At 68.4% G+C, this 24,588-nt stretch carries 23 protein-coding genes, 2 tRNA genes and 1 pseudogene; 15 read left to right on the plus strand and 11 right to left on the minus strand.

Features of this window, described 5'->3' with window-relative positions:
• Window positions 1-36: 36 nt before the first annotated feature.
• Window positions 37-585 carry a DNA-binding protein gene (locus ABZ208_RS07030; RefSeq protein WP_328398768.1) on the minus strand — a complete coding sequence of 183 codons (549 nt, stop codon included), beginning with the start codon at window positions 583-585 and terminating at the stop codon, window positions 37-39.
• 190 nt (window positions 586-775) lie between these two features.
• Here ABZ208_RS07030 and ABZ208_RS07035 point away from each other — a divergent pair.
• A tRNA-Ala gene (locus ABZ208_RS07035) sits at window positions 776-848 on the plus strand.
• 238 nt (window positions 849-1,086) lie between these two features.
• Window positions 1,087-1,599, plus strand: a complete 513-nt coding sequence (locus tag ABZ208_RS07040; RefSeq protein WP_356908530.1) for a DUF6344 domain-containing protein — start codon at window positions 1,087-1,089, stop codon at window positions 1,597-1,599.
• Between the two features lie 58 nt (window positions 1,600-1,657).
• Here the strand turns inward: ABZ208_RS07040 and ABZ208_RS07045 are convergent, their stop codons facing one another.
• On the minus strand, window positions 1,658-2,329 hold the full coding sequence (locus ABZ208_RS07045) for a DUF5324 family protein (RefSeq protein ID WP_356908531.1): 672 nt from the start codon (window positions 2,327-2,329) through the stop codon (window positions 1,658-1,660).
• A 273-nt stretch (window positions 2,330-2,602) separates the two neighbouring features.
• On the opposite strand from ABZ208_RS07045, the gene ABZ208_RS07050 reads away from it, so the two are divergent.
• Both ABZ208_RS07050 and ABZ208_RS07055 read left to right on the plus strand, forming a co-directional pair.
• The gene (locus ABZ208_RS07050) at window positions 2,603-3,136 is read left to right on the plus strand and encodes a peptidylprolyl isomerase (protein ID WP_356908532.1); all 534 of its coding nucleotides are present in this window, start codon (window positions 2,603-2,605) and stop codon (window positions 3,134-3,136) included.
• Window positions 3,137-3,243: 107 nt separating this feature from the next.
• Window positions 3,244-4,140 (plus strand): rhomboid family intramembrane serine protease, encoded by an 897-nt coding sequence (locus tag ABZ208_RS07055; protein WP_356908533.1) that lies wholly within the window; start codon window positions 3,244-3,246, stop codon window positions 4,138-4,140.
• A gap of 253 nt (window positions 4,141-4,393) precedes the next feature.
• Here ABZ208_RS07055 and crgA read toward each other — a convergent pair whose 3' ends face one another.
• Window positions 4,394-4,648, minus strand: coding sequence for a cell division protein CrgA (gene crgA / locus ABZ208_RS07060; RefSeq protein WP_328398760.1), 255 nt, complete (start codon window positions 4,646-4,648; stop codon window positions 4,394-4,396).
• 140 nt (window positions 4,649-4,788) lie between these two features.
• Here crgA and ABZ208_RS07065 point away from each other — a divergent pair, with 140 nt between their 5' ends.
• From ABZ208_RS07065 to ABZ208_RS07090, 6 genes are all read left to right on the plus strand, one after another.
• On the plus strand, window positions 4,789-5,556 hold the full coding sequence (locus ABZ208_RS07065; protein WP_356908534.1) for a DUF881 domain-containing protein: 768 nt from the start codon (window positions 4,789-4,791) through the stop codon (window positions 5,554-5,556).
• A gap of 15 nt (window positions 5,557-5,571) precedes the next feature.
• Window positions 5,572-6,285 carry a class E sortase gene (locus tag ABZ208_RS07070; protein WP_356908675.1) on the plus strand — a complete coding sequence of 238 codons (714 nt, stop codon included), beginning with the start codon at window positions 5,572-5,574 and terminating at the stop codon, window positions 6,283-6,285.
• Window positions 6,286-6,341: 56 nt separating this feature from the next.
• Entirely contained in the window at window positions 6,342-6,515 is a 174-nt protein-coding gene (locus ABZ208_RS07075; RefSeq protein WP_356908535.1) for a hypothetical protein, read from the plus strand.
• Complete coding sequence (locus tag ABZ208_RS07080; protein ID WP_328398754.1) at window positions 6,512-7,150, plus strand: aminodeoxychorismate/anthranilate synthase component II; 639 nt, start codon at window positions 6,512-6,514, stop codon at window positions 7,148-7,150. The genes ABZ208_RS07075 and ABZ208_RS07080 overlap by 4 nt, the downstream gene beginning before the upstream one ends.
• 80 nt (window positions 7,151-7,230) lie before the next feature.
• Window positions 7,231-8,307, plus strand: coding sequence for a class E sortase (locus tag ABZ208_RS07085; RefSeq protein WP_356908676.1), 1,077 nt, complete (start codon window positions 7,231-7,233; stop codon window positions 8,305-8,307).
• Window positions 8,308-8,359: 52 nt separating this feature from the next.
• Complete coding sequence (locus tag ABZ208_RS07090) at window positions 8,360-9,037, plus strand: class E sortase (RefSeq protein WP_356908536.1); 678 nt, start codon at window positions 8,360-8,362, stop codon at window positions 9,035-9,037.
• A gap of 105 nt (window positions 9,038-9,142) precedes the next feature.
• Here the strand turns inward: ABZ208_RS07090 and pknB are convergent, their stop codons facing one another.
• The 6 genes from pknB to ABZ208_RS07120 all read right to left on the minus strand — a co-directional run bounded on the left by pknB (window position 9,143) and on the right by ABZ208_RS07120 (window position 17,190).
• A complete protein-coding gene (gene pknB, locus ABZ208_RS07095) occupies window positions 9,143-11,125 on the minus strand; it encodes a Stk1 family PASTA domain-containing Ser/Thr kinase (RefSeq protein ID WP_356908537.1) in 1,983 nt (660 codons plus the stop codon).
• Window positions 11,126-11,293: 168 nt separating this feature from the next.
• Window positions 11,294-12,751 carry a penicillin-binding transpeptidase domain-containing protein gene (locus ABZ208_RS07100; protein WP_356908538.1) on the minus strand — a complete coding sequence of 486 codons (1,458 nt, stop codon included), beginning with the start codon at window positions 12,749-12,751 and terminating at the stop codon, window positions 11,294-11,296.
• Window positions 12,748-14,163: an FtsW/RodA/SpoVE family cell cycle protein gene (locus tag ABZ208_RS07105; RefSeq protein WP_356908539.1), complete on the minus strand. Its 1,416-nt coding sequence runs from the start codon at window positions 14,161-14,163 to the stop codon at window positions 12,748-12,750. The genes ABZ208_RS07100 and ABZ208_RS07105 overlap by 4 nt, the downstream gene beginning before the upstream one ends.
• Before the next feature lie 26 nt (window positions 14,164-14,189).
• Complete coding sequence (locus ABZ208_RS07110; protein ID WP_356908540.1) at window positions 14,190-15,680, minus strand: Stp1/IreP family PP2C-type Ser/Thr phosphatase; 1,491 nt, start codon at window positions 15,678-15,680, stop codon at window positions 14,190-14,192.
• Between the two features lie 129 nt (window positions 15,681-15,809).
• Window positions 15,810-16,322, minus strand: coding sequence for an FHA domain-containing protein (locus ABZ208_RS07115; protein ID WP_328398740.1), 513 nt, complete (start codon window positions 16,320-16,322; stop codon window positions 15,810-15,812).
• A 10-nt stretch (window positions 16,323-16,332) separates the two neighbouring features.
• Window positions 16,333-17,190 carry a DUF3662 and FHA domain-containing protein gene (locus ABZ208_RS07120; protein WP_356908541.1) on the minus strand — a complete coding sequence of 286 codons (858 nt, stop codon included), beginning with the start codon at window positions 17,188-17,190 and terminating at the stop codon, window positions 16,333-16,335.
• A 315-nt stretch (window positions 17,191-17,505) separates the two neighbouring features.
• Here ABZ208_RS07120 and ABZ208_RS07125 point away from each other — a divergent pair.
• Window positions 17,506-17,592 (plus strand) — tRNA-Leu (locus tag ABZ208_RS07125).
• 140 nt (window positions 17,593-17,732) lie between these two features.
• On the opposite strand, the gene ABZ208_RS07130 is transcribed toward ABZ208_RS07125, so the two are convergent.
• Both ABZ208_RS07130 and ABZ208_RS07135 read right to left on the minus strand, forming a co-directional pair.
• Window positions 17,733-17,996 carry a hypothetical protein gene (locus tag ABZ208_RS07130; RefSeq protein WP_356908696.1) on the minus strand — a complete coding sequence of 88 codons (264 nt, stop codon included), beginning with the start codon at window positions 17,994-17,996 and terminating at the stop codon, window positions 17,733-17,735.
• 37 nt (window positions 17,997-18,033) lie between these two features.
• Window positions 18,034-18,289 (minus strand): annotated as a pseudogene (locus ABZ208_RS07135) (GntR family transcriptional regulator); the annotation flags it as partial.
• A gap of 86 nt (window positions 18,290-18,375) precedes the next feature.
• Between ABZ208_RS07135 and ABZ208_RS07140 the strand changes: the two are divergent.
• The 4 genes from ABZ208_RS07140 (at window position 18,376) to ABZ208_RS07155 (ending at window position 24,583) form a co-directional block, all read left to right on the plus strand.
• Window positions 18,376-20,268, plus strand: a complete 1,893-nt coding sequence (locus ABZ208_RS07140) for a helix-turn-helix domain-containing protein (RefSeq protein ID WP_356908542.1) — start codon at window positions 18,376-18,378, stop codon at window positions 20,266-20,268.
• Window positions 20,269-20,405: 137 nt separating this feature from the next.
• A complete protein-coding gene (locus ABZ208_RS07145; protein WP_356908677.1) occupies window positions 20,406-22,088 on the plus strand; it encodes a histidine kinase in 1,683 nt (560 codons plus the stop codon).
• A gap of 41 nt (window positions 22,089-22,129) precedes the next feature.
• Window positions 22,130-22,786 (plus strand): response regulator transcription factor, encoded by a 657-nt coding sequence (locus ABZ208_RS07150; protein ID WP_356908543.1) that lies wholly within the window; start codon window positions 22,130-22,132, stop codon window positions 22,784-22,786.
• Window positions 22,787-23,113: 327 nt separating this feature from the next.
• On the plus strand, window positions 23,114-24,583 hold the full coding sequence (locus ABZ208_RS07155; RefSeq protein WP_356908544.1) for a DUF2252 domain-containing protein: 1,470 nt from the start codon (window positions 23,114-23,116) through the stop codon (window positions 24,581-24,583).
• Window positions 24,584-24,588 lie beyond the last annotated feature (5 nt).

Raw genomic sequence — 24,588 nt, forward strand, 5'->3', positions numbered from 1 at the left:
CCAGCTCCCGGTTCCTCGTCGAGGCGTCTGCCTCGGTCAGCTCTGGTGCGACTCGTAGTGGGCGACCGCGTCGGACGTGCGCCCGGCACCGTACACCCGGAGGAACTCTGCCAGTTCCGGGTGGCTCGGGGCGAGGGAGTCCGCCGCATCGATGATGTCCCCGGCAGCGGAGACCGAGCGCAGCAGCGACTGGATCTCACGCACCACGCGGCGCACCGTCGGGGCACCCGAGCTGCTGGTCGACTGGCTGGTGCCGGTGAGGACGGAGCCGCCCTGCGACTTCTTGATCTCGTCCATCCGGTCCGTGGCCTCGACGGCACTGACACTGCCGTCGGCGACCTGGCTCGCCAGTTCCTGCAGCGCCTGGACCCGCTGGACCACCGCGGGATTGCCGATCTTGGCGCGCTGGCCGCTCATCAGCTGGGAGAGCATCGGGGCGGAGAGACCGAGTACGGCGGCGAGTCGGGCCTGGTTCAGCCCCAGGTCGTCGATGAGCCGTCGGAAGAGGGCTCCGAGGGGCTCCCCGTACCAGCTGCGCTGCAGTTCTCTGGCTCTTGCGGTCGTTTCCTGCTGCGCTGCATCCATTGCGTCTCCCCATCGCTTCCCCAAGCGGCTTCGCTGTCGCGAACCTTGTCGTGCATCTTACGGAGCGTGGTCGCCGACCGGGAGTCCCAACTGGAGTCCCAATCCTTTTGCAGGATTACGGGGGTGACCCGGTACTCTTGTGCGCGGTGGTGACCGAGGCACGCTCCGCTCGGTCGCACGCACCCGTCCAGGGGCCTTAGCTCAGTTGGTAGAGCGCTGTCTTTGCATGGCAGATGTCAGGGGTTCGACTCCCCTAGGCTCCACAGCACCAAGGGCGCTCCGATCTGCGAGAAGCAGATCGGAGCGCCCTTTTCGTCTCTCCCGGCCTCTTCCCCGGCCCTCCTTGTACAGCCTCCAGGGCTCTGTCGCGCTCTGGATTGGACCGTCCGAGTGGTGTTGATCAGAAGAACTGTTCAGCGACGGCGTCGCTCCCCCACATCTCGAGATGCGTACACATCATGAGGAAGGTATGTAAAGCGCTCAACCCGAAAGTGAGGGGTTATGGCCGCCTTCAAGGTCAGGAATCTGTGGACCGCGTTCATCACCGCGTTCTTCGCTCTGCTTGCCTCGGTGGGGCTCACCACTGCCGCGACCGCCGCGACCGCCACGGCGCAGCCCGCGGACCGGACGCCCGACGAGCCGGTCAAGGCCCGTCCGCAGGCCGTCCGGGGAACCGTGCCGGCGCAGCGCAGGCGTCCGAGTACACGCTGGGTGCCGTCACCGCGCGAACGGTCACTGCCGCCGACCATCAAGCAGCGCATCGGTGCCGAGGCCCACGGAGCCTCACCCGCCAGCCGGCAGCTGCCCGTGATCGAGGCCGACGCCATGGACAGTTTCGAACCTGCCGAAGCTGCCCCCGCCGCTGCACCCGCCACCGCTCCTGCCGCCGCCTCGGCGCCTGCCGCCCCGACCGCGCCCGCCGCACAGCCCGCCCGCCGTGTGGCCGCAGGGTCTACCGCCTCCGCAGGGCGTACCGCCTCCGCAGCCCGCGCCTCGTACACCATCGCGGCGTGAAGCGCCGGGAGCAGGCTTTCACCACTCCCGGCGCCCCGCCCACGAGCACAGCACACGGTCAGCGACGGTCGTCGCGGTCCCCAGCCTCTGCCTCGTCCTGCTTCGCCTGCACCTCGGGGTCAAGTCCCGCCTTCGGACTGCCGTCGACGGACGACAGCGCGGACACCTCGGTCGCGGCGGGCGGCTCGACCAGCCAGTCGGGGTTGGCCTGCTTGTCCCACCACTTCCAGGCGGCGAATGCCGCGCCGGCCAGTACGCCGAAGAGCACAAGGCCCTTGGCGACACGTCCGGCGGTAGAGCGCCGCTCGTGCTTCTTGACCAGCTTCTGAACCTTCTTGGCCGTCACCTGTCCGCGCAGTACGGCCAGCGCGGCCCCTGAACGGGCCGCAGCCTCGACGCCCACGGGCTTGGCGACGGCCACCGCGTGCTCGACACGCGGAACGGTGTAGTCGCTCGCCTGACGGGCGGCCTTCCGGGCCTGTACCGCAGCCCGGTGTGCAGTCTGGTCGACCTTCGGCGGTACATGCGGCGCAACACGTGCGGCGTACTGAACACGGGCCTGCTGAGCGGCCTGGGAAACCTTTGGTGCGAGGCGTACGCGTGCCTCGTGCGCATAAAGCGTGGCCTGGTCCTTGGCCGTGCCGGCGTAAGGCGCCACCACTTCCGCGGCGTGCAGCACGCTCTCCCTCGCCGTATCGGTCGCGGCGCGCACGCTGTCCATGCGGGTCACGGGATCCTCCTCTTCGGTGGCGTTCTGGGGGCCTGGGGTCATCCCCAGTTGGGCACAGTTTTCGCCTTTCCGCCCGATTGAAAATCATGCCCGTTGAGGGCCGCCTCGGCATGTGGGGCGGGCATCCGGGTCATGTCGGGACCTTGCGGACGACGATGCCACGATTCGGCGCGGGGCGCGCCGGTGCGTCGGCGACTCGGCGCCTTTTCTGTGTAACCAGTCCTTCCGTGCAAGGATCGTGAGTCGTCACAGAAGACTTACGGAAGGCAGATCGTGGCCGAGCAGCTTTACGCCACCCTGAAGACCAACCAAGGCGACATCGAGATCCGGCTTCTGCCGAACCACGCGCCCAAGACGGTCAAGAATTTCGTGGAGCTCGCCAAGGGCGAGCGGGAATGGGTCCACCCGGCAACCGGCAAGCGGTCCACGGACAAGCTGTACGACGGCACGGTCTTCCACCGCGTGATCAGCGGCTTCATGCTCCAGGGCGGTGACCCGCTGGGCAACGGCACCGGCGGCCCGGGCTACGAGTTCGCGGACGAGTTCCATCCGGACCTGGCGTTCGACAGGCCGTACCTGCTGGCCATGGCCAACGCCGGCCCGGGCACCAACGGCTCGCAGTTCTTCATCACCGTGGCGCCCACCGCCTGGCTGACGCGCAAGCACACCATCTTCGGCGAGGTCTCCACCGACGCCGGCAAGAAGGTCGTGGACGCGATCGCCGGCACCCGGACCAACCCGCGCACCGACCGCCCGGTCGACGACGTCGTGATCGAGTCCGTCGTCGTCGAGACCCGCGAGGGCTGATCGGCAACGGATTACCTCAAGGGAACCTTTTCGCCCCGTCCGTCCGTAAGGATGGACGGGGCGAGGTTGTGAGCGCGCACCGGCCCGGAAGATCGAGGGGAGACCTCATGGAGCAGGCGTCGGACCGTCCGCAGGAGCCGCAGGACGCCCATGGTCTGCCCGGCTGCTACCGGCACCCCGGCAAGGAGACCGGCATCCGCTGCACCCGCTGCGAGCGGCCCATCTGCACGGACTGCATGGTCAGTGCGTCGGTCGGCTTCCAGTGCCCGGACTGTGTGCGGACGGGATCGGGTACGGGTCACGCGCCGGGTGCCAACCGGCCGCGGACGCTCGCGGGGGGCGTGGTGAGCGCCGACCCGCTGTTCGTCACCAAGATCCTCCTCGCTCTCAACGCCGTGGTGTTCATCCTGGTGCTCGCGCTCGGCCAGCGGTTCGTGGCCGAGACGGAGCTGATCGGATACGCCTTCAACCCGCAGCTCGGCGAGATCGTCGGAGTGGCGGACGGCGAGTGGTACCGCCTGATCACGGCGACGTTCCTGCATGAAGAGGTCCCGCACATCGGGTTCAATCTGCTCGGTCTGTGGTTCCTGGGCAGGCTGGTGGAGCCGGAGCTCGGCCGTGTGCGCTATCTCGCGGTCTACCTGCTGTCCGGTCTCGGTGGCAGTGTCCTCGCCTATCTGCTGGCAGACGAGAACCAGCCGTCGCTCGGCGCCTCGGGCGCCGTCTTCGGCCTGATGGGTGCGGTTCTGGTGATCGCACGGCGGACGAGAATGGATGTGCGGCCGATCGTCCTGATTCTGGCGATCAATCTGATCTTCAGTTTCACCCGGGAGAACATCTCCTGGGAGGGCCACATCGGCGGACTGGTCATCGGGGCTCTGGTCACCCTGGGTCTGGTCCATGCGCCGCGCGCGCACCGGAATCTGGTGCAGGGAGCCGTCTGCGCAGGAGCCCTGCTGGTTCTCCTGGTGGCCGTGATCGCCAGATCCGTCGCGCTCGCCTGAGCGTGAGCCTTTCCCCAAAGTTGTCCACAGTGTGTGCCGGATCTTGTGCAAGCTGTGGGGAACAAGCGTGCCCCTCGTCGCTGAGCTGGGGTTTCCCAGTTCGGACAAGGGGCGGGACGCTTCACGCGCATGGCCGATGCGGTCACACCGGCGTCAACGTCGGGAGAGTTATCCACAGATCGTCAGACCTTTTCCCCCGCTGTGGACAACGGTGTGGATAACTCAGGGCAGGGCTTGACGTGCTACAGAGCGGCTACTTCCACTGGGTGGAGACGCCGAAGCCGGCCGCGATGAAGCCGAAGCCGGCCACGATGTTCCAGTTGCCGAAGCTCTTGATCGGCAGGCTGCCCTCGGTCACGTAGAACAGAACGATCCAGGCGAGCCCGATCAGGAACAGTGCGAGCATCACTGGGGCGACCCAGCTGCGATTCGTCAGCTTTATGTTCGCCGCCTGCTTTGCCGGAGGCGGCGTGAAGTCGGCCTTCTTGCGGATACGTGACTTCGGCACGAGGGACTCTCCTGTCGATGCGCTGCGTGACCGCGCAGGGAACTGTGGCTGGCGCCGGGGCGGGAGCGAGGGGGGCCACTGCCTCCCCCGGGCGTCCGTTAGCGTAGTCCTTCCGCGGCGCCGAAGGAGATAAGGGTACGTTGAGCAATTCTGCCGACTCCCCCGGAGGGCCGGTCCGCCGATCACGGTGGAGGCCGGTCCGGCTGCTGACGGCTGCTGTCTTCGCCCTCGCGGGCCTCATCTTCGTGACCAGTTTCAACACGGCCAGAGGCACCGATCTGCGCACGGACGCCTCGATGCTCAAGCTGTCCGATCTGATCAGGCAGCGCAGCGAGAAGAACGGCACGCTCGAGGAATCGATGGTGGCGGTGCGCGAGGACGTCGACGCGCTGGCCCAGCGCGACGACGGCTCCACCCGCGCGGAGGACGCCAAGCTCAAGGCACTGGAGAAGGCGGCGGGCACCGAGGCGATCAGGGGCGGGGGGCTGACCGTGACACTGAACGACGCCCCGCCGAACGCCCGGGCGGCGCCCGGTTACCCCGAGCCGCAGGCCAACGACCTGGTCATCCACCAGCAGGATCTGCAGGCGGTCGTCAACGCCCTGTGGGAGGGCGGTGCACGGGGCATCCGGGTCATGGACCAGCGGCTGATCTCCACCAGCGCCGTGCGGTGTGTCGGCAACACACTGATCCTCCAGGGCCGCGTCTACTCGCCGCCGTACAAGATCACCGCGGTCGGCGACCCGAAGGCGCTCAAGAAGGCGCTCGGACAGTCGCCGGCCATCGAGAACTACCAGCTGTATGTGCAGGCGTACGGCCTGGGCTGGAAAGTGGACGAGCGCGAGGCGGTGACTCTTCCCGGCTACTCGGGCACAGTGGATCTCCACTACGCGAAGCCCGTCGGGTAGAGCTTGGGGGAGCCGGTGTCGGTGCGGGTGCTGGTGCGGACCGTCAGCGAACTGTGCATCACCGTCGGCACCCTGATCGTGCTCTTCGTGGTGTACGTGCTGTTCTGGACCGGGATCAAGGCGGACAGCGCCACGGACGGACAGATCGACCGGCTCGAACGGACCTGGGCGAAGGCACCCGTCGAGGCCCCGGCCGAGGGGGGCGGCCCCGAAGCGGGCACCGTGCCTGCCCCCGAGGTGTACGAGAGCGGCAGACCCTTCGCCGTGATGTACGTCCCGCGCTTCGGCCGGGGGTGGGACTGGCCGGTCCTGGAGGGCACCGGAGTCGGCGTCCTCAAGAAGGGGCTCGGTCACTACGAGTCCACCGCCCGGCTCGGTGAGCCGGGCAACTTCGCGGTCGCGGGCCACCGGCGCACCTACGGAGACCCGTTCAAGGACTTTCCGCGGCTGCGCCCGGGGGACGTCGTGGTGCTGTCGGACGGGACGACCTGGTTCACCTACCGGATTGTGAACAAGCCCTACCGGACCGTCCCGGGTGACGTCGGGGTGATCGGCTCCGTACCCCGGCCGCTCAGGGACGACGTGACCCCTTTCGACGCGCCGGGGCGCTATCTGACGCTGACGACCTGCGAGCCGGAGTGGGGCAGCAGCCACCGGCTTGTCGTCTGGGCCCATCTGGATGCGACGCAGCCTGTGACGGACGGCAAGCCGCCGGCTTTCCACAGCTGACCCACGGGCCCCTGGTGCCCTTTAGTCTGGTCCCGTACCGAACGGAGAGGGACAGCATGTACGGCTGGATCTGGCGGCATCTTCCGGGCAACGTGTGGGTGCGGGCGATCATTTCGCTCGTGCTGGCCCTGGCGGTCGTCTATGTGCTGTTCCAGTACGTCTTCCCGTGGGCGGAGCCGCTGCTCCCGTTCAACGACGTGACGGTCGACGGGGAAGGGACGGGACAGTGAGCGCGCGCATTCTCGTCGTGGACAACTACGACAGCTTCGTCTTCAACCTCGTCCAGTACCTCTACCAACTCGGCGCCGAGTGCGAGGTCGTGCGCAACGACGAAGTGGCCCTCGAGCATGCGCAGGACGGCTTCGACGGCGTGCTGCTCTCCCCCGGACCCGGTGCGCCCGAACAGGCCGGTGTGTGCATCGAGATGGTGCGCCACTGCGCGAAGACGGGCGTGCCCGTCTTCGGTGTCTGCCTGGGGATGCAGTCGATGGCGGTGGCGTACGGCGGCGTGGTGGACCGCGCCCCGGAGCTGCTGCACGGCAAGACGTCCCTGGTCACGCACGGGGGCAAGGGTGTGTTCGCGGGGCTGCCTTCGCCGTTCACGGCAACCCGGTACCACTCACTGGCCGCCGAGCCGGCCGACCTTCCCGACGAGCTGGAGGTCACCGCACAGACGGCGGACGGGATCATCATGGGGCTGAGGCACCGTGAACTGGCTGTAGAGGGCGTGCAGTTCCACCCCGAGTCGGTCCTCACCGAGCATGGCCATCTGATGCTCGCCAACTGGCTGGTGCAGTGCGGCGACGCGGGAGCGGTCGGACGTTCGGCGGGGCTCGCACCGGTGGTGGGCAAGGCCGTGGCGTGAGTGCCGTGCGCCCGGGGCACGAGCACGATCACGAGTACGAGCGGGAGTACGAGTACGACTACGAACGTGTATACGACCCGCTGACTGCCCCGGTGCCCCCGGCGCAGCAGTCCCCGCAGCAGCCGCAGGAGTGGTACGACCCCGAGGGGTACCAGCGGGACTGGTACGCCCAGCCCGACCCTGCCGTGGGGGCCGTGCCGGCCCAGGCATCCGTACCGGAACCCGAGCAGCTGCCGGTCTTCGATCCCGTCCCGGTGCCGGACGACGAGACAGTCGCCCTGCGCACATCGGACACGCGGCGCGCCACGGAGCCCCTGCCCGGTCCCGGCCGGGCCGAGCGCCGCAGAGCGGCCAAGGGGCGGGGCCACAGACGCGCAGGGGCCCCCGCGGCTGCTCAGGGGGCTTCCACGGCCGCTCAGGGGGCCTCCGGCGGGCCCGTGAAGCCGATGTCGCGCATAGAGGCCCGTCGTGCGGCACGTGCGCTGAAGGACAGCCCGGCGGTCATCGCCAGCCGCGCCATCGGTGAACTGTTCATCACCTTCGGTGTCCTGATGCTGTTGTTCGTCACGTACCAGTTGTGGTGGACGAACATCCTCGCCGGTCAGGAGGCCAACGCCGAGGCCAACAAGATCCAGGACGGCTGGGCCAAGGGCCGCAAGCCTGATGCGTTCGAACCGGGCCAGGGATTCGCCATCATGTACATCCCCAAGCTGGATGTCGTGGTGCCGATCGCCGAGGGCATCAGCAAGAAGAACGTCCTCGACCGCGGGATGGTCGGTCATTACGGCGAGGGGAAGCTGAAGACCGCGATGCCCGAGGACCAGCAGGGCAACTTCGCGCTCGCCGGCCACCGCAACACCCACGGCGAACCGTTCCGCTACATCAACCAGCTCGAGAAGGGCGATCCGATCGTCGTCGAGACGCAGGACGCCTACTACACGTATCGGATGGAGAGCATCCTTCCCCAGACGTCTCCGTCGAACGTGAGCGTGATCGGTCCGGTGCCGCCGGGCTCCGGGTTCACCGGGCCCGGCAGGTACATCACACTGACGACGTGTACGCCGGAATTCACGAGTACGTATCGCATGATCGTGTGGGGCAAGATGGTCGAGGAACGGCCGCGCAGCAAGGGCAAACCCGACGCACTGGTCGGCTGACACCGACGCTCGAACGCTCATCGCCAAGGACTTCAAGACGGGATCAGGTGCAGTGGCACGTGCTCGAGGCCGGATCGCCGGCGCCATCAGTGTGTTCGGAGAGCTCCTGATCACCGCGGGTGTGGTGCTGGGGCTGTTTGTCGTCTACTCGCTGTGGTGGACCAACGTCCTCGCCGACCGCGAGGCCGCCAAGCAGGGAGACCGGATCCGCGACGACTGGGCCAACAGCGGGCCGGGCGCGCTCGACACCAAGGACGGCATCGGCTTCCTCCACGTACCCGCCATGGACGACGGCGAGGTCCTGGTGAAGAAGGGCACGGACACCGAAGCCCTCAACAACGGTATCGCGGGCTACTACACGGACCCGATCAAGTCGGCGCTCCCCTGGCATGCCAAGGGCAACTTCACGCTGGCCGCGCACCGGGACGGGCACGGTGCGAAGTTCCACAACATCCACAAGCTCAAGAACGGCGACCCGATCGTCTTCGAGACCCGGGACACCTGGTACGTCTACAAGGTCTTCAACAGGCTCCCCGAGACCTCGAAGTTCAACGTGGACGTGCTGCAGCCGGTCCCGAAGGAGTCGGGCAAGAAGAAGCCGGGCCGCTACATCACGCTGACGACCTGCACGCCGGTGTACACGTCGAACTACCGCTACATCGTGTGGGGAGAGCTGGAGCGCACGGAGAAGGTCGACAAGAACCGCACGCCGCCGGCGGAGCTGCGCTGAGCGGCTCGACGGGACAGTACGCCGGCTCCACGGACAGTAAGCGGAAGGCCCCGGCACCCTTGGTGGGTGCCGGGGCCTTCTGTCGCTGGTTGGCCGGTCGGTGGCTCAGTCGCCGTCGTTGCCGCCGATGAAGCCGCCGCCGCCGTTGTTGCCGCCGTTGTTGCCCCCGCCGCCTACGGTGGTGAGGGTCACCGTGGTGGTGGCCGGGTCGACCGGCGTGCCGGGCGCCGGGTCGGAGTTGAAGACCACGGCGTTGTCGTCCGCCGCGCTGCCCGGGGCGAAGGCGACCGTCTTGAAGCCGGACGCCTGGAGCATCTGCTTGGCCTGGGCGACCGTGACGCCGCGGATCTGCGGGACCGGGACCTGCGTCGGCTGCGCCGGGCCCTTCGAGACTTCCAGCGTGATCTTGGTGCCCTTGGGCGCCTTGCCGGTCTGGCTCTGGGTGACGACCTGGTTCAGCGGCTTGTCCGACTCGACATCGACCCGCACGACCTCGAACTCGAGCGTCTTGAGCTGGCTCTCCGCGTTGGCGAAGTCCTGGCCGACGACATCCGGAATGTCCTGCTTGGACTGCTTGGCGACCGTCAGGGTCACCTTGGTGCCCTTCTCGGCCTTGCTGCCGCCCTCAGGGTCCTGTTCGAGGACCCTGCCCGGCTCCTCGGAGGACTCGACTTCCTTGGTCTCGACGTCGAACTTCTTCTTCTCCAGGTTCTCGGTCGCCCGCGCCACGTCCATGTCGACGACGTCGGGGACCTCGACCAGGGGCGCGCCCTCGGAGACGACGACCGTGATGGTCTCGCCTTCCTGCATCTGGCCGCTGGCGGGGTTCTGGCTGCAGATACGGTCCTTGGGCTGGTCGCAGCGCTGGGTACCCGACCGCTCGACGGTGACGTGGGAATTCTTCGCCAGGTCCTTCGCCTCTTCGAAGGTACTGCCCACCAGCTGCGGCACGTTCACCTTGTTGGCGCCGTCGTCGCCGCCGAACACGGACCTGCCGATCAGGATGGCGCCGATCAGCACCAGGATGCCGGCGACCACCAGCAGGATCGTCGAGGTGTTGGACTTCTTCTGCCGGCGGCGGTCGGGGCGGTCGTCATAACCGCCGAAGCCGCCGTCATCGGGGTTCATGGGCGGGAGCATCGACGTCTGCCCGCCCGCGTCGGCCTGGCGCAGCGCGGTGGTGGGCTGGTCCTCGCCGCCGTAGCCGCCGTAGCCGACCGAGCCCATTGCCGCAGTCGCCGCGACCGGCTGTCCGTCGAGGCAGGCCTCGATGTCGGCGCGCATCTCGTCGGCGGACTGGTAGCGGTAGTCCGGGTCCTTGACCAGGGCCTTGAGTACGATCGCGTCCATCTCGGGCGTGATCTCGGGGTCGAAATTGCTCGGCGGCTGCGGCTCTTCCCGTACGTGCTGGTAGGCCACCGCCACCGGGGAGTCGCCCACGAAGGGCGGACGCACCGTGAGGAGCTCGTAGAGCAGGCAGCCGGTGGAGTACAGGTCCGAGCGCGCATCGACCTGCTCGCCCTTGGCCTGCTCCGGGGAGAGGTACTGGGCGGTGCCGATCACGGCTGCGGTCTGGGTCATGGTCATGCCGGAGTCACCCATGGCGCGGGCGATGCCGAAGTCCATGACCTTGACCTGGCCGGTGCGCGTCAGCATGACGTTCGCCGGCTTGATGTCACGGTGGACGATCCCGTTGCGGTGGGAGTACTCGAGGGCCTGGAGGATGCCGATGGTCATCTCCAGCGTGCGCTCGGGCAGCAGCTTGCGGCCCGAATGCAGCAGCTCACGCAGAGTGGAGCCGTCGACGTACTCCATGACGATGTACGGGATCGAGACCCCGTCCACATAGTCCTCGCCGGTGTCGTAGACAGCGACGATCGCAGGGTGGTTGAGCGAGGCGGCGGACTGGGCCTCCCGGCGGAACCGGGCCTGGAAGGACGGGTCGCGGGCGAGGTCGGCCCGTAGCGTCTTCACGGCGACGGTGCGGCCGAGCCGGGTGTCGTGGGCGAGGTAGACCTCGGCCATCCCACCACGGCCGAGCACCGAGCCCAGTTCATACCGGCCGCCGAGGCGACGCGGCTCTTCCATAACAGTTCCAGCCCTCTCCGTCAGTCCCGACCGCACCCTCGTGTGGCCCGCCGGTGTGCTGTTCGCGCATACGCTACCGGGCACGTCCGGCTTGATCCGACCCCAACCGTCAGCTGATACCCGACCGGTATCGCAAAGTGCAGGTATGGAGGCCTGGCGTGATCCTCGTCACTTCTCGCTCTCCAGCACCGCATTCATCACTGCCTTGGCGATCGGGGCGGCCAGGCCACCGCCGGAGATGTCGTCCCGGCGGGCGTTGCTGTCCTCGACCACGACCGCGACGGCGACCGGCGATCCGTTCTCGCCCTTGGCGTACGAGATGAACCAGGCGTAGGGGTTCTTGCTGTTGTTCTCGCCGTGCTGCGCGGTACCGGTCTTGCCGCCGACCTTCACGCCGTCGATCGCCGCGTTGGATCCGGTGCCGTTCTCGACGACGTTCTCCATCATCTGCTGGAGCAGCTGGGCGTTCTCCGGAGAGATCGGACGGCTCATCTCCTCCGGGTCGGTCTGCTCGATGACGTCGACGTTCGGGGACTCGAGTTTGTCGATCATGTACGGCTTCATCAGCTTGCCGTCGTTGGCGATCGCCGCGGTGACCATCGCCATCTGGAGCGGGGTGGCGGCGGTGTTGTACTGGCCGATGGACGACAGGGCGTTCTGCGGCCTGTCCATCTTCTTGTCGTAGACCGATGCCGACGTGCGCACGGGGACGAAGGCCTCGCTGTTGAAGCCGAACTTCTCGGCCATCTCCACCATCTTGTCGCGGGTGACGTCGTCACCGAGCTTCGCGAAGACGGAGTTGCAGGAGACCTCCAGTGCCTTGTTCAGGCTGGCGTTCTTGCAGCCGCTGGCGTGGTTGACCATCTCCGTGCGCGTGTTCGGCAGGATGTAAGGGTCAGGGGTTTTGGTCTGTTCGTCGATGTTGGTGACCTTGCCGTACTCCAGGGCTGCCGCAGCGGTGAGCACCTTGAAGGTGGATCCGGGCGGGTAGACCTCGCGCAGGGCCCGGTTGAGCATGGGCTTGTCTTTGTCCTTGTTGAGCGCGTTCCAGGCCTTCGCGTCCTTGTCGCGGTAGCCGGCGAAGGAGCTGGGATCGTACGAGGGCGTGGACGCCAGCGCGAGGATCTTGCCGGTCCGCGGGTCGATGGCCGCGACGGCACCCTTCTTGTCGCCGAGGCCCTCGAAAGCGGCCTTCTGAGCGGCGGCGTCCAGCGTGGTGACGACATTGCCGCCCTTCTTCTTGTCGCCCGTGAACATCGCCATGGTGCGGTCGAAGAAGAGCTGGTCGGAGTTGCCGGTGAGGATGCCGTCCTCGATCTTCTCGATCTGGTTGGCATCGAAGGCCTGCGAGGCGTAACCGGTCACCGGCGCCCACATCGGGCCGTTGACATAGGTGCGCTTGTATTCGAAGTCGGTGTCGTTGGTCTTGACCGAACCGGTGATCGCCTTGCCCTCGACGACGATGTTGCCGCGCTCGTTGGCGTACCGCTCGATCTGGATCCGGCGGTTCTTGCTGTTGGCGTTCAGGTCGTCGGCCTCGACGTACTGGAGCCAGTTGGTGCGCACCAGCAGGGCAAGGACGAGCAGTCCACAGAAGATCGCGATCCGGCGCAGGGGCTTGTTCACGGTCGGACCACCTGGGTCATCTCGGCGTCGGGCGACGGAGCGGGAGCGGGCGCGGGACGGCGGGCGGTGTCGCTGATCCGGATCAGGATGGCGATGAGCGCCCAGTTCGCGAGCACGGAAGAGCCACCGTAGGCGACGAACGGCATCGTCATGCCGGTCAACGGGATGAGACCCATGACACCACCGGCGACGACGAAGACCTGGATGGCGAAGGCGCCGGACAGTCCGATGGCGAGCAGCTTGCCGAACGGGTCGCGGGCGGCGAGTGCCGTGCGCACGCCGCGTTCCACGATCAGTCCGTAGATCAGCAGGAACGCCATCATCCCGGCCAGCCCGAACTCCTCGCCGAAGGAGGAGAGGATGAAGTCGGAGTTGGCGGCGAAGCCGATGAGGTCGGAGTCGCCTTGGCCGAGCCCCGTGCCGAGGGTTCCGCCGGCGCCGAAGGACATCAGCGCCTGACCGATCTGATCGCTCTGCTCCCAGGTGCTTTGGGCGAAGGGGTTGAGCCAGAAGTCCACGCGCTGCTGGACGTGCGGCTCGAACGAGGCGACACCGACCGCGCCGACGGCGGACATCAGCAGACCGAAGACGATCCAGCTGGTGCGCTCGGTGGCCACATAGAGCATGATCACGAAGAGTCCGAAGAACAGCAGCGAGGTGCCGAGGTCGGTCTCGAAGACGAGGATGAGGATGGACATCGCCCAGACGACAAGGATGGGACCGAGGTCCCGGCCGCGCGGCAGGTAGAGGCCCATGAAGCGCCGACTGGCCAGGGCCAGGGCATCTCTCTTCACCATCAGGTAGCCGGAGAAGAAGATCGCAATGATGATCTTGGCGAACTCACCGGGCTGGATAGAGAACGGGCCCAGGCTGATCCAGATCTTGGCGCCGTTCACGGCGGGGAAGAACATCGGCAGGACCAGCAGAACCAGCGCCACTGCCATCGAGATGTAGGTGTAGCGCTGCAGGATGCGGTGGTCCTTCAGCAGCATCAGCACCGCGACGAAGAGCGTGATACCGATGGCGGAGTACATCAGCTGCTTGGGGGCGTCGGGGCTGAAGGTTCCTTCACCGTATCGGGACTCGATGCGCTGGATCAGCCGCTGCGACTGGTCCAGCCGCCAGATCATCACCAGACCGAGCCCGTTGAGCAGTGCCGCCAGCGGCAGCAGCAGCGGGTCGGCGTACTTGGCGAACTTGCGCACCACGAGGTGGGCGACACCGGCGAGCAGGCCGATGCCGAACCCGTAGCCGAGTACTCCTGCGGGCAGTTCGCCGTCGAGGGCGAGGCCCACGTTGATGTACGCGAACACCGGGATGGCTACGGCGAACCCCAGCAGCATCAGCTCGGTGTTGCGTCGGCTCGGTGCGTCGATCGCGCCGATCGTGGTGGTGTTGGTGACAACGCTCATGGTGGAGAAGGCCCCCTACGGCCTGGTTACTGCTTGCCGCAGTTCGAGGCCAGCTTCTGCTCCTCCTCCGAGAGGGTGGGACTCGGAGTGGGAGTAGCTGCGGTCGGCTTGGTCTTGGCGTTCTGGGACTCGGGTGTGCCGGCGGTGCCGCCTGCCTCACCCTCGCCCGGTGGCGGGGTGCTCACGCGGTCGGCCGCTTCCCGGCGCTGCTCGTCCTTCTTGCAGGCGGACGCCTGGTCGGCGAGCTCTTCGATCTTTGCGCGGGCCTTGCCGAGGCCGTCCTCGGTGATCGTCGCCTCGACCTGCTTGCGCTGGTAGGGCGGGAGGTACTTGAGTTCGATCTCGGGATGGTCCTTCTCGACCTCCGAGAGCGAGACCCAGGCGAGGTCCTGGCTGATGCCCCGGTAGAGCGCGACGTGCTCGCCCTTGGTGCCGACGTAGTACTGGGTCTGGGTCCAGCGGTAGCCGCCGTACAGACCGCCGCCGATCACGCCCAGGGCGAGGACGAGGAAGAAGGAGCGCTTCAGCCACTTGCGGCCGCCGCGCTGCTTGACGAAGTCCTCGTCGGTGAAGGCGTCGAAGCTGCCCTCGGGCGGCATGCCGCCGTAGCCGACGTCGCCGCTGCCGGGCGGGCCGAAGGCGCCGCCGTGGGGCGGGGCCTGGCGGCCGAGGCCCGCGGCGCGTCCCGCGGGGGTCTGCATGGCGCCGCCGTCGTTCAGCTGGTGCTGGTTCTCGGCGACCGCGCCGACGACGACCGGAGTGTCGCTGAGCTGCCCGGCGAGGGTGTCGCCGGAGTCGGTGTCGAGGACGTCGGCGACGATGCAGGTGATGTTGTCGGGGCCACCGCCGCGCAGGGCGAGCTGGATCAGATCCTGCACGGTCTCCTGCGGGCCCTGGTAGCTGGCGAGGGTGTCCTCCATCGTCTGGTGCGACACGACGCCGGACAGACCGTCGGAGCAGATCAGATAGCGGTCGCCGGCACGGACCTCGCGGATGGAGAGGTCGGGCTCGACGTGGTCGCCGCTGCCCAGCGCGCGCATCAGCAGGGAGCGCTGCGGGTGGGTGGTGGCTTCCTCTTCGGTGATGCGGCCCTCGTCGACCAGCCGCTGCACCCACGTGTGGTCCTGGGTGATCTGGGTCAGCACACCGTCGCGCAGCAGATACGCGCGCGAGTCGCCGACGTGCACGAGGCCGAGCCGCTGCCCTGTCCACAGCAGGGCGGTGAGCGTGGTGCCCATGCCCTCGAGCTGGGGGTCCTCCTCGACCATCACGCGCAGCTGGTCGTTGGCCCGCTGCACGGCGGTACCGAGCGAGGTGAGGATGTCGGAGCCCGGCACGTCGTCATCGAGCTGGACCAGCGTGGAGATGACCTCGGAGGAGGCGACCTCGCCGGCGGCCTGGCCGCCCATGCCGTCGGCGATCGCGAGAAGGCGCGGGCCGGCGTAGCCGGAGTCCTCGTTGCCCTCCCGGATCATGCCCTTGTGCGATCCGGCGGCGAAACGCAGAGACAGACTCATGCGCACCTCGCCCGTCGGCTCGGGGTACAGCCGGTCTCGAGCCACACTGCCCACCCTCCGGTCGGGAGCCCTTCCCGGTCCGTTGCCGGGACCCCTGCGGCTCGCTCGCTCCGCTCGCTCATTGTCGTACTACTTCCGCAGCTCGATGACGGTCTTGCCGATGCGGATCGGCGCGCCCAGCGGAATCGGTGTCGGGGTGGTGAGTCGGGTCCGGTCGAGATACGTGCCGTTGGTGGACCCGAGATCCTCGACGATCCACTGGCCGTCACGGTCCGGGTAGATCCTGGCATGCCTGCTGGACGCGTAGTCGTCGTCCAGCACGATTGTGGAGTCGTGCGCCCGGCCCAGGGTGATCGTCTGGCCCTGGAGGGCGACCGTCGTGCCGGTGAGTGTTCCTTCGGACACCACCAGTTTGGTCGGCGCCCCACGGCGCTGGCGGCCCGCGGCCTGCTGGCGCTGCTGCGGCGGCGCAGCGGGCTGGCGCGCCTGCTGCGGACGCGGCTCGGCGTTGCGGCGTGAGCCGCGCTGCGTGACGCGCGTACCGAACAGGTCGCTGCGGATGACCTGTACGGCCACGATGACGAACAGCCACAGGACGGCCAGGAAACCTAGCCGCATGACCGTCAGGGTCAGCTCTGACATTGCCCCCGCTTCACCCTTCGGCTTGCCGGTAAACGATGGTGGTGCTGCCCACGACGATCCGCGAGCCGTCGCGGAGCGTAGCGCGGGTGGTGTGCTGCCCGTCTACCACGATGCCGTTGGTAGACCCGAGATCCTGGATCGTCGAGGGCGTTCCGGTCCGGATCTCACAGTGCCGGCGCGATACGCCGGGGTCGTCGATCCGCACATCGGCGTCGGTGCTGCGTCCCAGCACCAGCGTCGGGCGGGAGATCTGATGGCGGGTGCCATTGATCTCGATCCAGCGTCGTACTTGAGTGCCCGCCACCGGGCCTGGGCCCGGTGCGCGCCCGCCGACGGCGGGGCCGGGGCGCCGGTCTCCGGGCATGCCGGGAGGCGGGGCGGGCGGCATCGGCGGTGCGCCGGCGGGGGCCCCTCCGCCGTAGGCGGGGGGCGGGTAGCCGTAGCCGCCACGGGCGCCGGCGGCGCCGCTGGGGCTGCCGGGCGACTGTGACGTACTCGACGCGAGAGTGCGGCTGCGTACGCGGTACAGGCCGGTGTCGAGGTCGTCGGCCTTCTCCAGGTGGACCTTGATGGGGCCCATGAAGGTGTAGCGCTGCTGCTTGGCGTAGTCGCGCACCAGGCCGGAGAGCTCGTCGCCGAGCTGGCCCGAGTACGGGCTCAGGCGCTCGAAGTCCGGGGCGCTGAGCTCGACGATGAAGTCATTGGGGACGACCGTGCGCTCGCGGTTCCAGATCGTCGCGTTGTTGTCGCACTCCCGCTGGAGGGCGCCCGCGATCTCGACAGGCTGGACCTCGGACTTGAACACCTTGGCGAAGGTGCCGTTGACCAGACCTTCGAGGCGCTGCTCGAAACGTTTCAGGACTCCCATGGGGCACCTCCTCCGTCGTTGTCGCCCTCGTACTGCTTACTGATCGTATCCACGCGTCGGGAAATCGGCTGGTTCCCCTTGTCTGCCCCGTCGATGAGTGTCCCCCCTCACAGGGATCGTAGAGGCGGCCTCATGACAGTGTCCCGCACTCCGGGTGCACCCAGGAGGAGTGGGTGACGCCGCACTCCGTTCCCTGTTCGCTCGCGAGGGCCCTGAAACAAACGGATGTGATTCCACCCTTCGCAGCGTGCTAATCTTCTGCATGTCGCCACGGGGTCGCACCGAACGGTGAGGGACCGAACGACAACACCCAATGCGCGGGTGGCGGAATAGGCAGACGCGCTGGATTCAGGTTCCAGTGCCCGCAAGGGCGTGGGGGTTCAACTCCCCCCTCGCGCACCATGAGAAACCGATGAAACGGGTTCTCGCCAGAGACGAAAGTCCTGGTGAGGGCCCGTTTCTCGTTGTTCGGGGCGGAGAGCTCAGAGTTAAAGGTTAATTCGGGCGATTTTTATGTGAAAGGTCCCACATCGTGGCATGCGTCACGGTGCGGGACTTGATCTTTGTTTGATCTTCCGGCGGTTGGCGTGGGCGAGCGGGAAGGCCAACAGGACGGTTCCGGCGGTGATGCCGCGGATGCGGCGGGAGCCGCCCGCCTCGATCGTTTCTGCGAGGGGGGAGTTCGCGTAGCCGTTGAAGCCCTCGAGGCTTGTCGAGGCGAGGGTGAAGGGGGCGATCGGCGCCCGGTGCAGATCTGTCAGACCTCCGAGGGCGCCAGGGCGTGGAGCTGTCGGGCTCGCCTCCACTGCTCCAGTGCGTCGCAGGCCTCTCGGGCAGCCGGCCACCCCTGATCATCTCTGCGAGGTCGGCCTTGCCGCAGGCCAGGCGCGCCGCGTCGGTCACCAGGTCCCGACACACCTCGGCCGCGCCGGAACTCCGGCACTCCCTCGTCACGCCGCGCGCGAAGGCCGCACAGCACGGTGTTGACGTCGACACCCAGCGCTCGGGAAAGGTCACGCGCCGGAGGCAGCCGGTCACCGGGGCCGCACTCACCCTCGGCGATGGCACGCCGGATCGCGCCTGCCACCTGCTTGTGCAGGGGGTGCGTGTCCGCGACGAGGGACCGGCGAGGCGGGTCTCCGCCCGGCGGGCGGGTCTCACGTTCGCCCGGTAGACGTCCTGATCGTGCCGGGCTTCGAGCTTTCGCCCACGCTCGATCTCGACGCGACACTCGCAAACCTGGGACCGGAAGTGGCGTCGATTCGATCGCAGGCGGCCTCGGGAACCGCTGTCGTATCGATCTGCGTGGGCGCGTTCCTGGTCGCTGAGGCCGGACTGCTCGGCGGGCGCGAAGCGACCACGTCCTGGTTGTTCGCGGACCAGTTCGCCCGCCGGCACGCCGACGTGCGCCTCCGCCCGGAGAGCTTGGTCGTGACCGACCGGGGGGTGACGACCACAGCGGCCTTCAGTGCCATGTACGACTTCGCGCTGCAGTTCATCCGCGAGCACGACGGCCCCCGCGTCGCCCGTAGCACCGCGCGTATCGCGCTTGTCGATGATGCGCGTTCCACGCAGGCTCCCTACGTCGACACGGGGCTCATACCCACTGTGGGCAGGGAGTTCTCGCTCAGCGTCAAGCGGTGGCTCGACCAGAACCTCGGTGCTCGCTATGACCTGCCCACCCTCGCCCAGGAGTTCCACGTAAGCACGAGAACCCTGCTCCGTCGCTTCGGTGACGAAGCCGGCGAGACCCCACTCGCGTACCTGCAGATGGTCCGGGTGCGCCGAGCCAGACACCTGCTGGAGACGACCGACAGGACCGTCGCAAGCATCGCCGCCGACGTCGGGTACCGCGACCCTGGGGCGTTCAGCGGCATCTTCGCCAGACACACGGGCAAGCGGCCGAGGGAGTACCGCGCGATGTTCCATCGTCGCCGCGACCACCACGGGTCAACCCCCCGAGACGTCGAGGACCGAGCCGCCGGACGCGATCACACGCCGCCGGGGCGAGATGACCGACGCCGCGTAAGCCGGCTGGACCGACCCTTGCGCCGCGGCGACGTGAGTTGCCATCGCCAGGAGGTCGGGGACTCCGAACACCTCCGACGCGAAGCAGCCAGGGTAGGCCAGCACACCGACTCGCAGCGGACTCATGCGGCCCCTCCAGCGCCTTTGAACGGTTGGCGAGATTACCGGGATACGTGGCGATGCCGCCGCTTCTCTGGAGGGTGGCCACTCATCATGATCTCGGTCATGACAATCATGCGAGGACAGAGCGACCCCTTGGACGACTTCTCGCGGAGAGTCGTCAACGTCGATGACGTCGACAAGACCGTGTACGTGGCCGGGTCAGGGCCGGCAGTCATCCTCATGCCCGAGATGCCGGGTATCAGCCCCGACGTCGCGCGGTTCGCGCGGTGGGTGCGTGATGCCGGCTTCTCCGTGTACCTGCCCTCGCTTTTCGGCGTCGACGGCGCCTATCCGCTCGCCGAGGCACGCGAGAGCGTCGTTCGACGCGCATGCGTCAGCGCCGAGTTCCGAGCGTTTGCCGGTGGCGGCACCAGCCCCGTCGTCACATGGCTGCGCGGCCTCGCTCGCCTGGCGCACGCCGAGCGTGGCGGGCCTGGCGTCGGCGCCGTCGGTCTGTGTTTCACCGGCAACTTCGCCTTGACCATGGCGCTCGAACCCGCTGTCATCGCACCGGTGGTCAACCATCCGTCGCTTCCGCTCGACGACCCCGGCGGTCTGGAGATCAGCGACGAGGATGCCGCTGCCGTGGCTGAACGCGTAGCGCGAGACGGATTGAAGGTTCTCGCCTACCGCTTCGACAATGACACGTGGTGCACCGGCCAGCGGTTCGCGGCGTACCGAGCGCTGCTCGGGGACGCATTCGACGGCCGCGTACTCGAAGCGGAGACCGCGAACACGAACCCTCCGCCGTTCTTCCGTGACGTCGTCGGCTGCGCCCACAGCGTCGTGACGGCGCACCTCGTCGACCAGGACGGTCATCCCACCGTGCAGGCACGGAACGAGATCATCGCCTTCCTGGCCGAGCGGCTCGGGACGCGGCCGGAATGAGTCCTTGGCGCTCCGGACCTGGCGATGCGACGGAGCGCCGCCGCTCCCCGGAGCGACGTTCGTCGCTCCGGTCCGCTACGAAAGGGGGCCGTGGGCAACGGGGGCGGCTGTCTAGGCTGCCGGTCGTGGACGCGTCAATGAGGATCCGGGCCGGCTGGCAGTGGCTGGCGGCCCCCGAGCTGTGGTCGCGGCGGCGGACGGCCGCCGAGGCGATGCTCGCTCTGGTGCTGGGCATCATGAGTGCGGGAACCGAGGAACTGCTGGGCGGGGAAGGGCTGAAGCTGACCGGCCTGGGACTGCTCGCTGCCGTCCTGTCGCTGCTGCGGCGGCGTGTTCCGGCCGTGGTGCTGGCAGTCACAGCGGCGCTCGCACCGGTCGTGGTCGGGTTCATGCCGTTGCTGATGGTCGTCGGCTGGTCGGCCGGGCACAGGATCGTCCGCGTGGGGCGGGCACTGGTGGCCTTCTCGCTCGCTTTCGCCCTGTGTGTCGGGACCACGCTCACGGACACCTGGTCCCGGCAGATGCCGATGACCCTCGTGCTGTTCACCACCCTCTACTTCCTGGCGACGACGGTGGTGCCCGGGCTGGCCAGCCGCTACTGGACGCAGCGCCGGTCACTGCTGCACGCACTGCAGGAGCGCAATGCCCAACTGCTGCGCGAGCGCGCCATGGTGGCGGGACAGGCGCGGCTGCGGGAGCGGCAGCGCATCGCCCAGGACATGCACGACAGTCTCGGACACCAACTGGCGCTGATCTCGGTGCACACCGGGGCGCTGGAGGTGGATCCCGCGCTGACCGACCGGCAGCGGGAGGTGGTCGGCGTGCTGCGCGGAGCTTCGGTGAGCGCGATGCACGAGCTGCGTGAGGTCGTCGGGATTCTGCGGGACGGGGTGGAGGCACCGGCGGCCGTGGACGAGCCGGGCCCGGCCGCGCGAGGGGCGGCCGGCATCGGCGGACTGGTGGAGGCGGCCCGGACGGCCGGGAACACGGTGGAGCTGCGGCGTGTGGGCGAGGTGCGTCCGCTCGCCGCGGCGGCCGACCATGCCGCGTACCGGATTGCACAGGAGGCGCTGACCAACGCCTTCAAGCACGCTCCCGGCTCCGCGATAGGGGTCGAGCTGCGGTACGAGCCCGACTCGTTCGTCATCGAGGTCGTCAATGGGGCGGCGTCGGCGGCGTCGGGGGACGTGGTCAGCGGTGGGCAGGGACTGACCGGTCTGCGTGAGCGGGCCCGGCTGGTCGGCGGCATGGTGCATGCCGGACCGGCGGACGGCGGGGGGTTCCGGGTGGCCGGGGTCCTGCCGTACGGCGTCGTGGAGGCCGCTCCGTTCGTCGCCGCCAAGGACGACTTCCGCCAGCAGTCGGTGCAGGCGGCTCTCGGCAGCGGTGGCTTCCTGGAGATGGACTGGAGCGCGCCCCAGGGCGCGCAGGTGGTCGGCCCTCCGCTGCCGAGCCACGGTGGCGGTAAGGCCACAGGATGTGGGATCGCGGTTGCGGCGCTGCTGGTGCTGGCCGCGGCGGGCATCTTCGCGGTCGTCTTCCTGGTGGGGTCCATGAGCAAGGGAGCGATCGATCCGGGCCAGTACGAGAGTGTGCAGGTCGGGGACTCCGAGGACGAGGTGCGGGCCCAACTGCCGAGCGGGGACACCTTCACGACGACCGGGCTGCACGGCAAAGGGCCGAAGGAGCCCGAGGGTTCCAGGTGCCTTGTGCTGATGTCCTGGGAGGCGGGGGACAGCGTGGAATCAGAACCGGTGTTCCGGTTCTGTTTCAAGGACGGCAAGCTGATCGAGAAGAAGTCGTACGAGGTCCGCCGGTAAGGCGGGCGGGGCGGCAGACAGGGCAGGCGTGAGGGGTAGGCGTGGCGGGGCCGATCAGGGTTGTGATTGCTGACGACGAACCCCTCATCAGGGCGGGGATCCGCATGATCCTCACCTCGGATCAGGAGATCGAGGTCGTGGCCGAGGCGGCGAACGGCCGTGAGGCGGTCGACCTGGCCCGCTCGCACAGCGCCGATGTGGTGCTGCTCGACATCCAGATGCCGGTGATGGACGGACTCACGGCGCTGGGTGAGTTGCGCCGGGCGGTGCCGGCGGCCCGGGCGATCGTGCTCACGACGTTCGGGGAGCGGGAGAACGTGCTGCGGGCGCTCGAGTACGGCGGCGCCGGTTTCCTGCTGAAGGACACGGCGCCCGCTGAACTGATCCGGGCGGTGCGGGCCGCGGTCGCGGGGGATGCGTATCTCTCCCCGGGTGCGACCCGGCATGTGGTGGACCAGCTCGCGTCGGGACGGGCAGCGGCGCGCGAGGAGGCGGCGAAGGCGCGGGTGGCCGGGCTGAGCGGCCGTGAACGGGAGGTACTGGCGCTGCTCGGGGAAGGGCTCTCCAATGCTGACGCGGGTCGGCGGCTGCATATGAGCGAGGCCACGGTGAAGACGTATGTGAGCCGGATTCTCGCGAAGCTGGAGTGCGAGAACCGCGTGCAGGCGGCGCTGCTCGCGCGGGATGCCGGGTTCTAGCGGCGACGGACGTTCGATGTGCCCTGTGCTGTCAGATGGGTCAGGCTTCAGGGGGAGGTTCCAGATGTTTCACGTGGAACGACGCCGAGGGCGGCGGATGCCCGTGATGCCCGTGATGCCGGTGATGGCGGTACGGCTCGGGTCAGCTCGTGATGTCAGTAAGGCCCGTGGTGTCAGGTGAGGGGTGTGCTCAGGGCGCGGGCGGTGTGACCGGCGTCTTCGGGATGCAGAAGGGTTATCCACAGGGGGAGACGCGTGCCGGGCGCGCCGGTACGGTCATGGGCAGTTGATGTTGAGGGCGTACGACGCCGGGGGAGGCAGCGGGTCATGAGTGGATCCGAGGCAGTGACGCCGCGAGGGCCGGAGTCCGGTGAGATCGGGGGCGACGGGCGTATTCCGGTAGTGCGGGGCTTTGCGCCGCGGGCCGGCACGGGCGCCGCGATGTCTCCGAAGGAGGAAGGCAAGGCGCTGCGGACCCGCGTGCCGCGGTCCTCGCACGATGTGCTGAGACCCACGGAGCAGCGGCCCGACGCTGTCCAGGCCGTCGAGGAGTCGAGCCGCGGCCGGGTGCCGGAGCTGACGCCGATACGGGTGGGACGGATGGCGGCCTCGCCCTTCGCGTTTCTGCGGGGCTCGGCCGGATTGATGGCACACGACTTGGTGGGCACCCCGGTGACCGGCGTGAGCGCGCAGCTCTGCGGCGACGCGCACGCGGCCAACTTCGGGCTGTACGGGGATGTCCGCGGCCGGCTCGTCATGGACCTCAACGACTTCGACGAGACCGTGGTCGGCCCCTGGGAGTGGGACCTCAAGCGGCTCGCGACATCGCTGGTGCTGGCGGGGCGCGTGGCCGGTGCGGGCGAGGACGTCTGCCGGGCGGCCGCGTTCGACGCCGTCGGCGCGTACCGGCGCACCATGCGGCTGCTGTCGAAGATGCCGGCGCTGGACGCCTGGAACGCGATCGCCGACGAAGAGCTCGTCTCGCACGCGGATGCTCGGGATCTGGTCGGCACTCTGGAGCAGGTCGAGGCGAAGGCCCGCAAGAACACCAGCGCGCGCTTCGCGGCCAAGGCGACCGCCCCCGCGGACGACGGCGAGTCCGGAGCCGCCGGCGGACGGCGTTTCGTCGACGCGCCGCCGGTGCTGAGGCGGGTGCCGGACACGGAGGCGGCGTCGGTCGCTGCGGCGCTGGGGCCCTATCTCCGCACGGTCTCCGAGGACAGGCTCCCCCTTCTCGCCCGGTACGCGATCCACGACGTGGCCTTCCGGGTGGTCGGCACCGGAAGCGTGGGTACGCGGTCGTACGTGGTGCTGCTGCTCGATCACCGCGGGGATGCGCTGGTGCTCCAGGTGAAGGAGGCACGGCCGTCGGCGTTGCTGCCGCATCTGGAGGCCGCCGGGTTCCCTGTGGCCGAGGCGGAGCACGAAGGCCGCCGGGTGGTGCTCGGCCAGAAGCGGATGCAGGTCGTCAGCGACATCCTGTTGGGCTGGACGACGGTGGACGGGCGGCCGTTCCAGGTCCGGCAGTTCAGAAACCGCAAGGGCAGTGTGGATCCCGCAGCGCTCGAACCCGATCAGTTCGACGACTACGGGCGGATGACCGGCGCACTCCTGGCCCGGGCGCATTCCCACAGTGCGGACCCGCGGCTGATCGCCGGGTACTGCGGCAAGAGCGAGGAGCTGGACGAGGCGGTGGCCGCATTTGCCGTCACCTATGCCGATCGCACGGAGGCGGATCACGCTGAGCTGCTCGCGGCCGTCAAGCGCGGGCGCATCGCCGCCGAGCTGGGGGTGTGACGGGC

Origin of the sequence: Streptomyces sp. NPDC006208, assembly GCF_040613775.1 — a bacterium.
Lineage (GTDB): Bacteria > Actinomycetota > Actinomycetes > Streptomycetales > Streptomycetaceae > Streptomyces.

Bases quoted from the DNA above. Each gene is read 5' to 3' on its own strand.
- ABZ208_RS07055 (WP_356908533.1), top strand. From the start codon at position 3,244: ATGGAGCAGGCGTCGGACCGTCCGCAGGAGCCGCAGGACGCCCATGGT.
- ABZ208_RS07155 (WP_356908544.1), top strand. From the start codon at position 23,114: ATGAGTGGATCCGAGGCAGTGACGCCGCGAGGGCCGGAGTCCGGTGAG.
- ABZ208_RS07145 (WP_356908677.1), top strand. From the start codon at position 20,406: ATGAGGATCCGGGCCGGCTGGCAGTGGCTGGCGGCCCCCGAGCTGTGG.
- ABZ208_RS07040 (WP_356908530.1), top strand. From the start codon at position 1,087: ATGGCCGCCTTCAAGGTCAGGAATCTGTGGACCGCGTTCATCACCGCG.
- ABZ208_RS07105 (WP_356908539.1), bottom strand. From the start codon at position 14,163: ATGAGCGTTGTCACCAACACCACCACGATCGGCGCGATCGACGCACCG.
- ABZ208_RS07120 (WP_356908541.1), bottom strand. From the start codon at position 17,190: ATGGGAGTCCTGAAACGTTTCGAGCAGCGCCTCGAAGGTCTGGTCAAC.
- ABZ208_RS07115 (WP_328398740.1), bottom strand. From the start codon at position 16,322: ATGTCAGAGCTGACCCTGACGGTCATGCGGCTAGGTTTCCTGGCCGTC.
- ABZ208_RS07075 (WP_356908535.1), top strand. From the start codon at position 6,342: ATGTACGGCTGGATCTGGCGGCATCTTCCGGGCAACGTGTGGGTGCGG.
- ABZ208_RS07110 (WP_356908540.1), bottom strand. From the start codon at position 15,680: ATGAGTCTGTCTCTGCGTTTCGCCGCCGGATCGCACAAGGGCATGATC.
- pknB (WP_356908537.1), bottom strand. From the start codon at position 11,125: ATGGAAGAGCCGCGTCGCCTCGGCGGCCGGTATGAACTGGGCTCGGTG.
- ABZ208_RS07030 (WP_328398768.1), bottom strand. From the start codon at position 585: ATGGATGCAGCGCAGCAGGAAACGACCGCAAGAGCCAGAGAACTGCAG.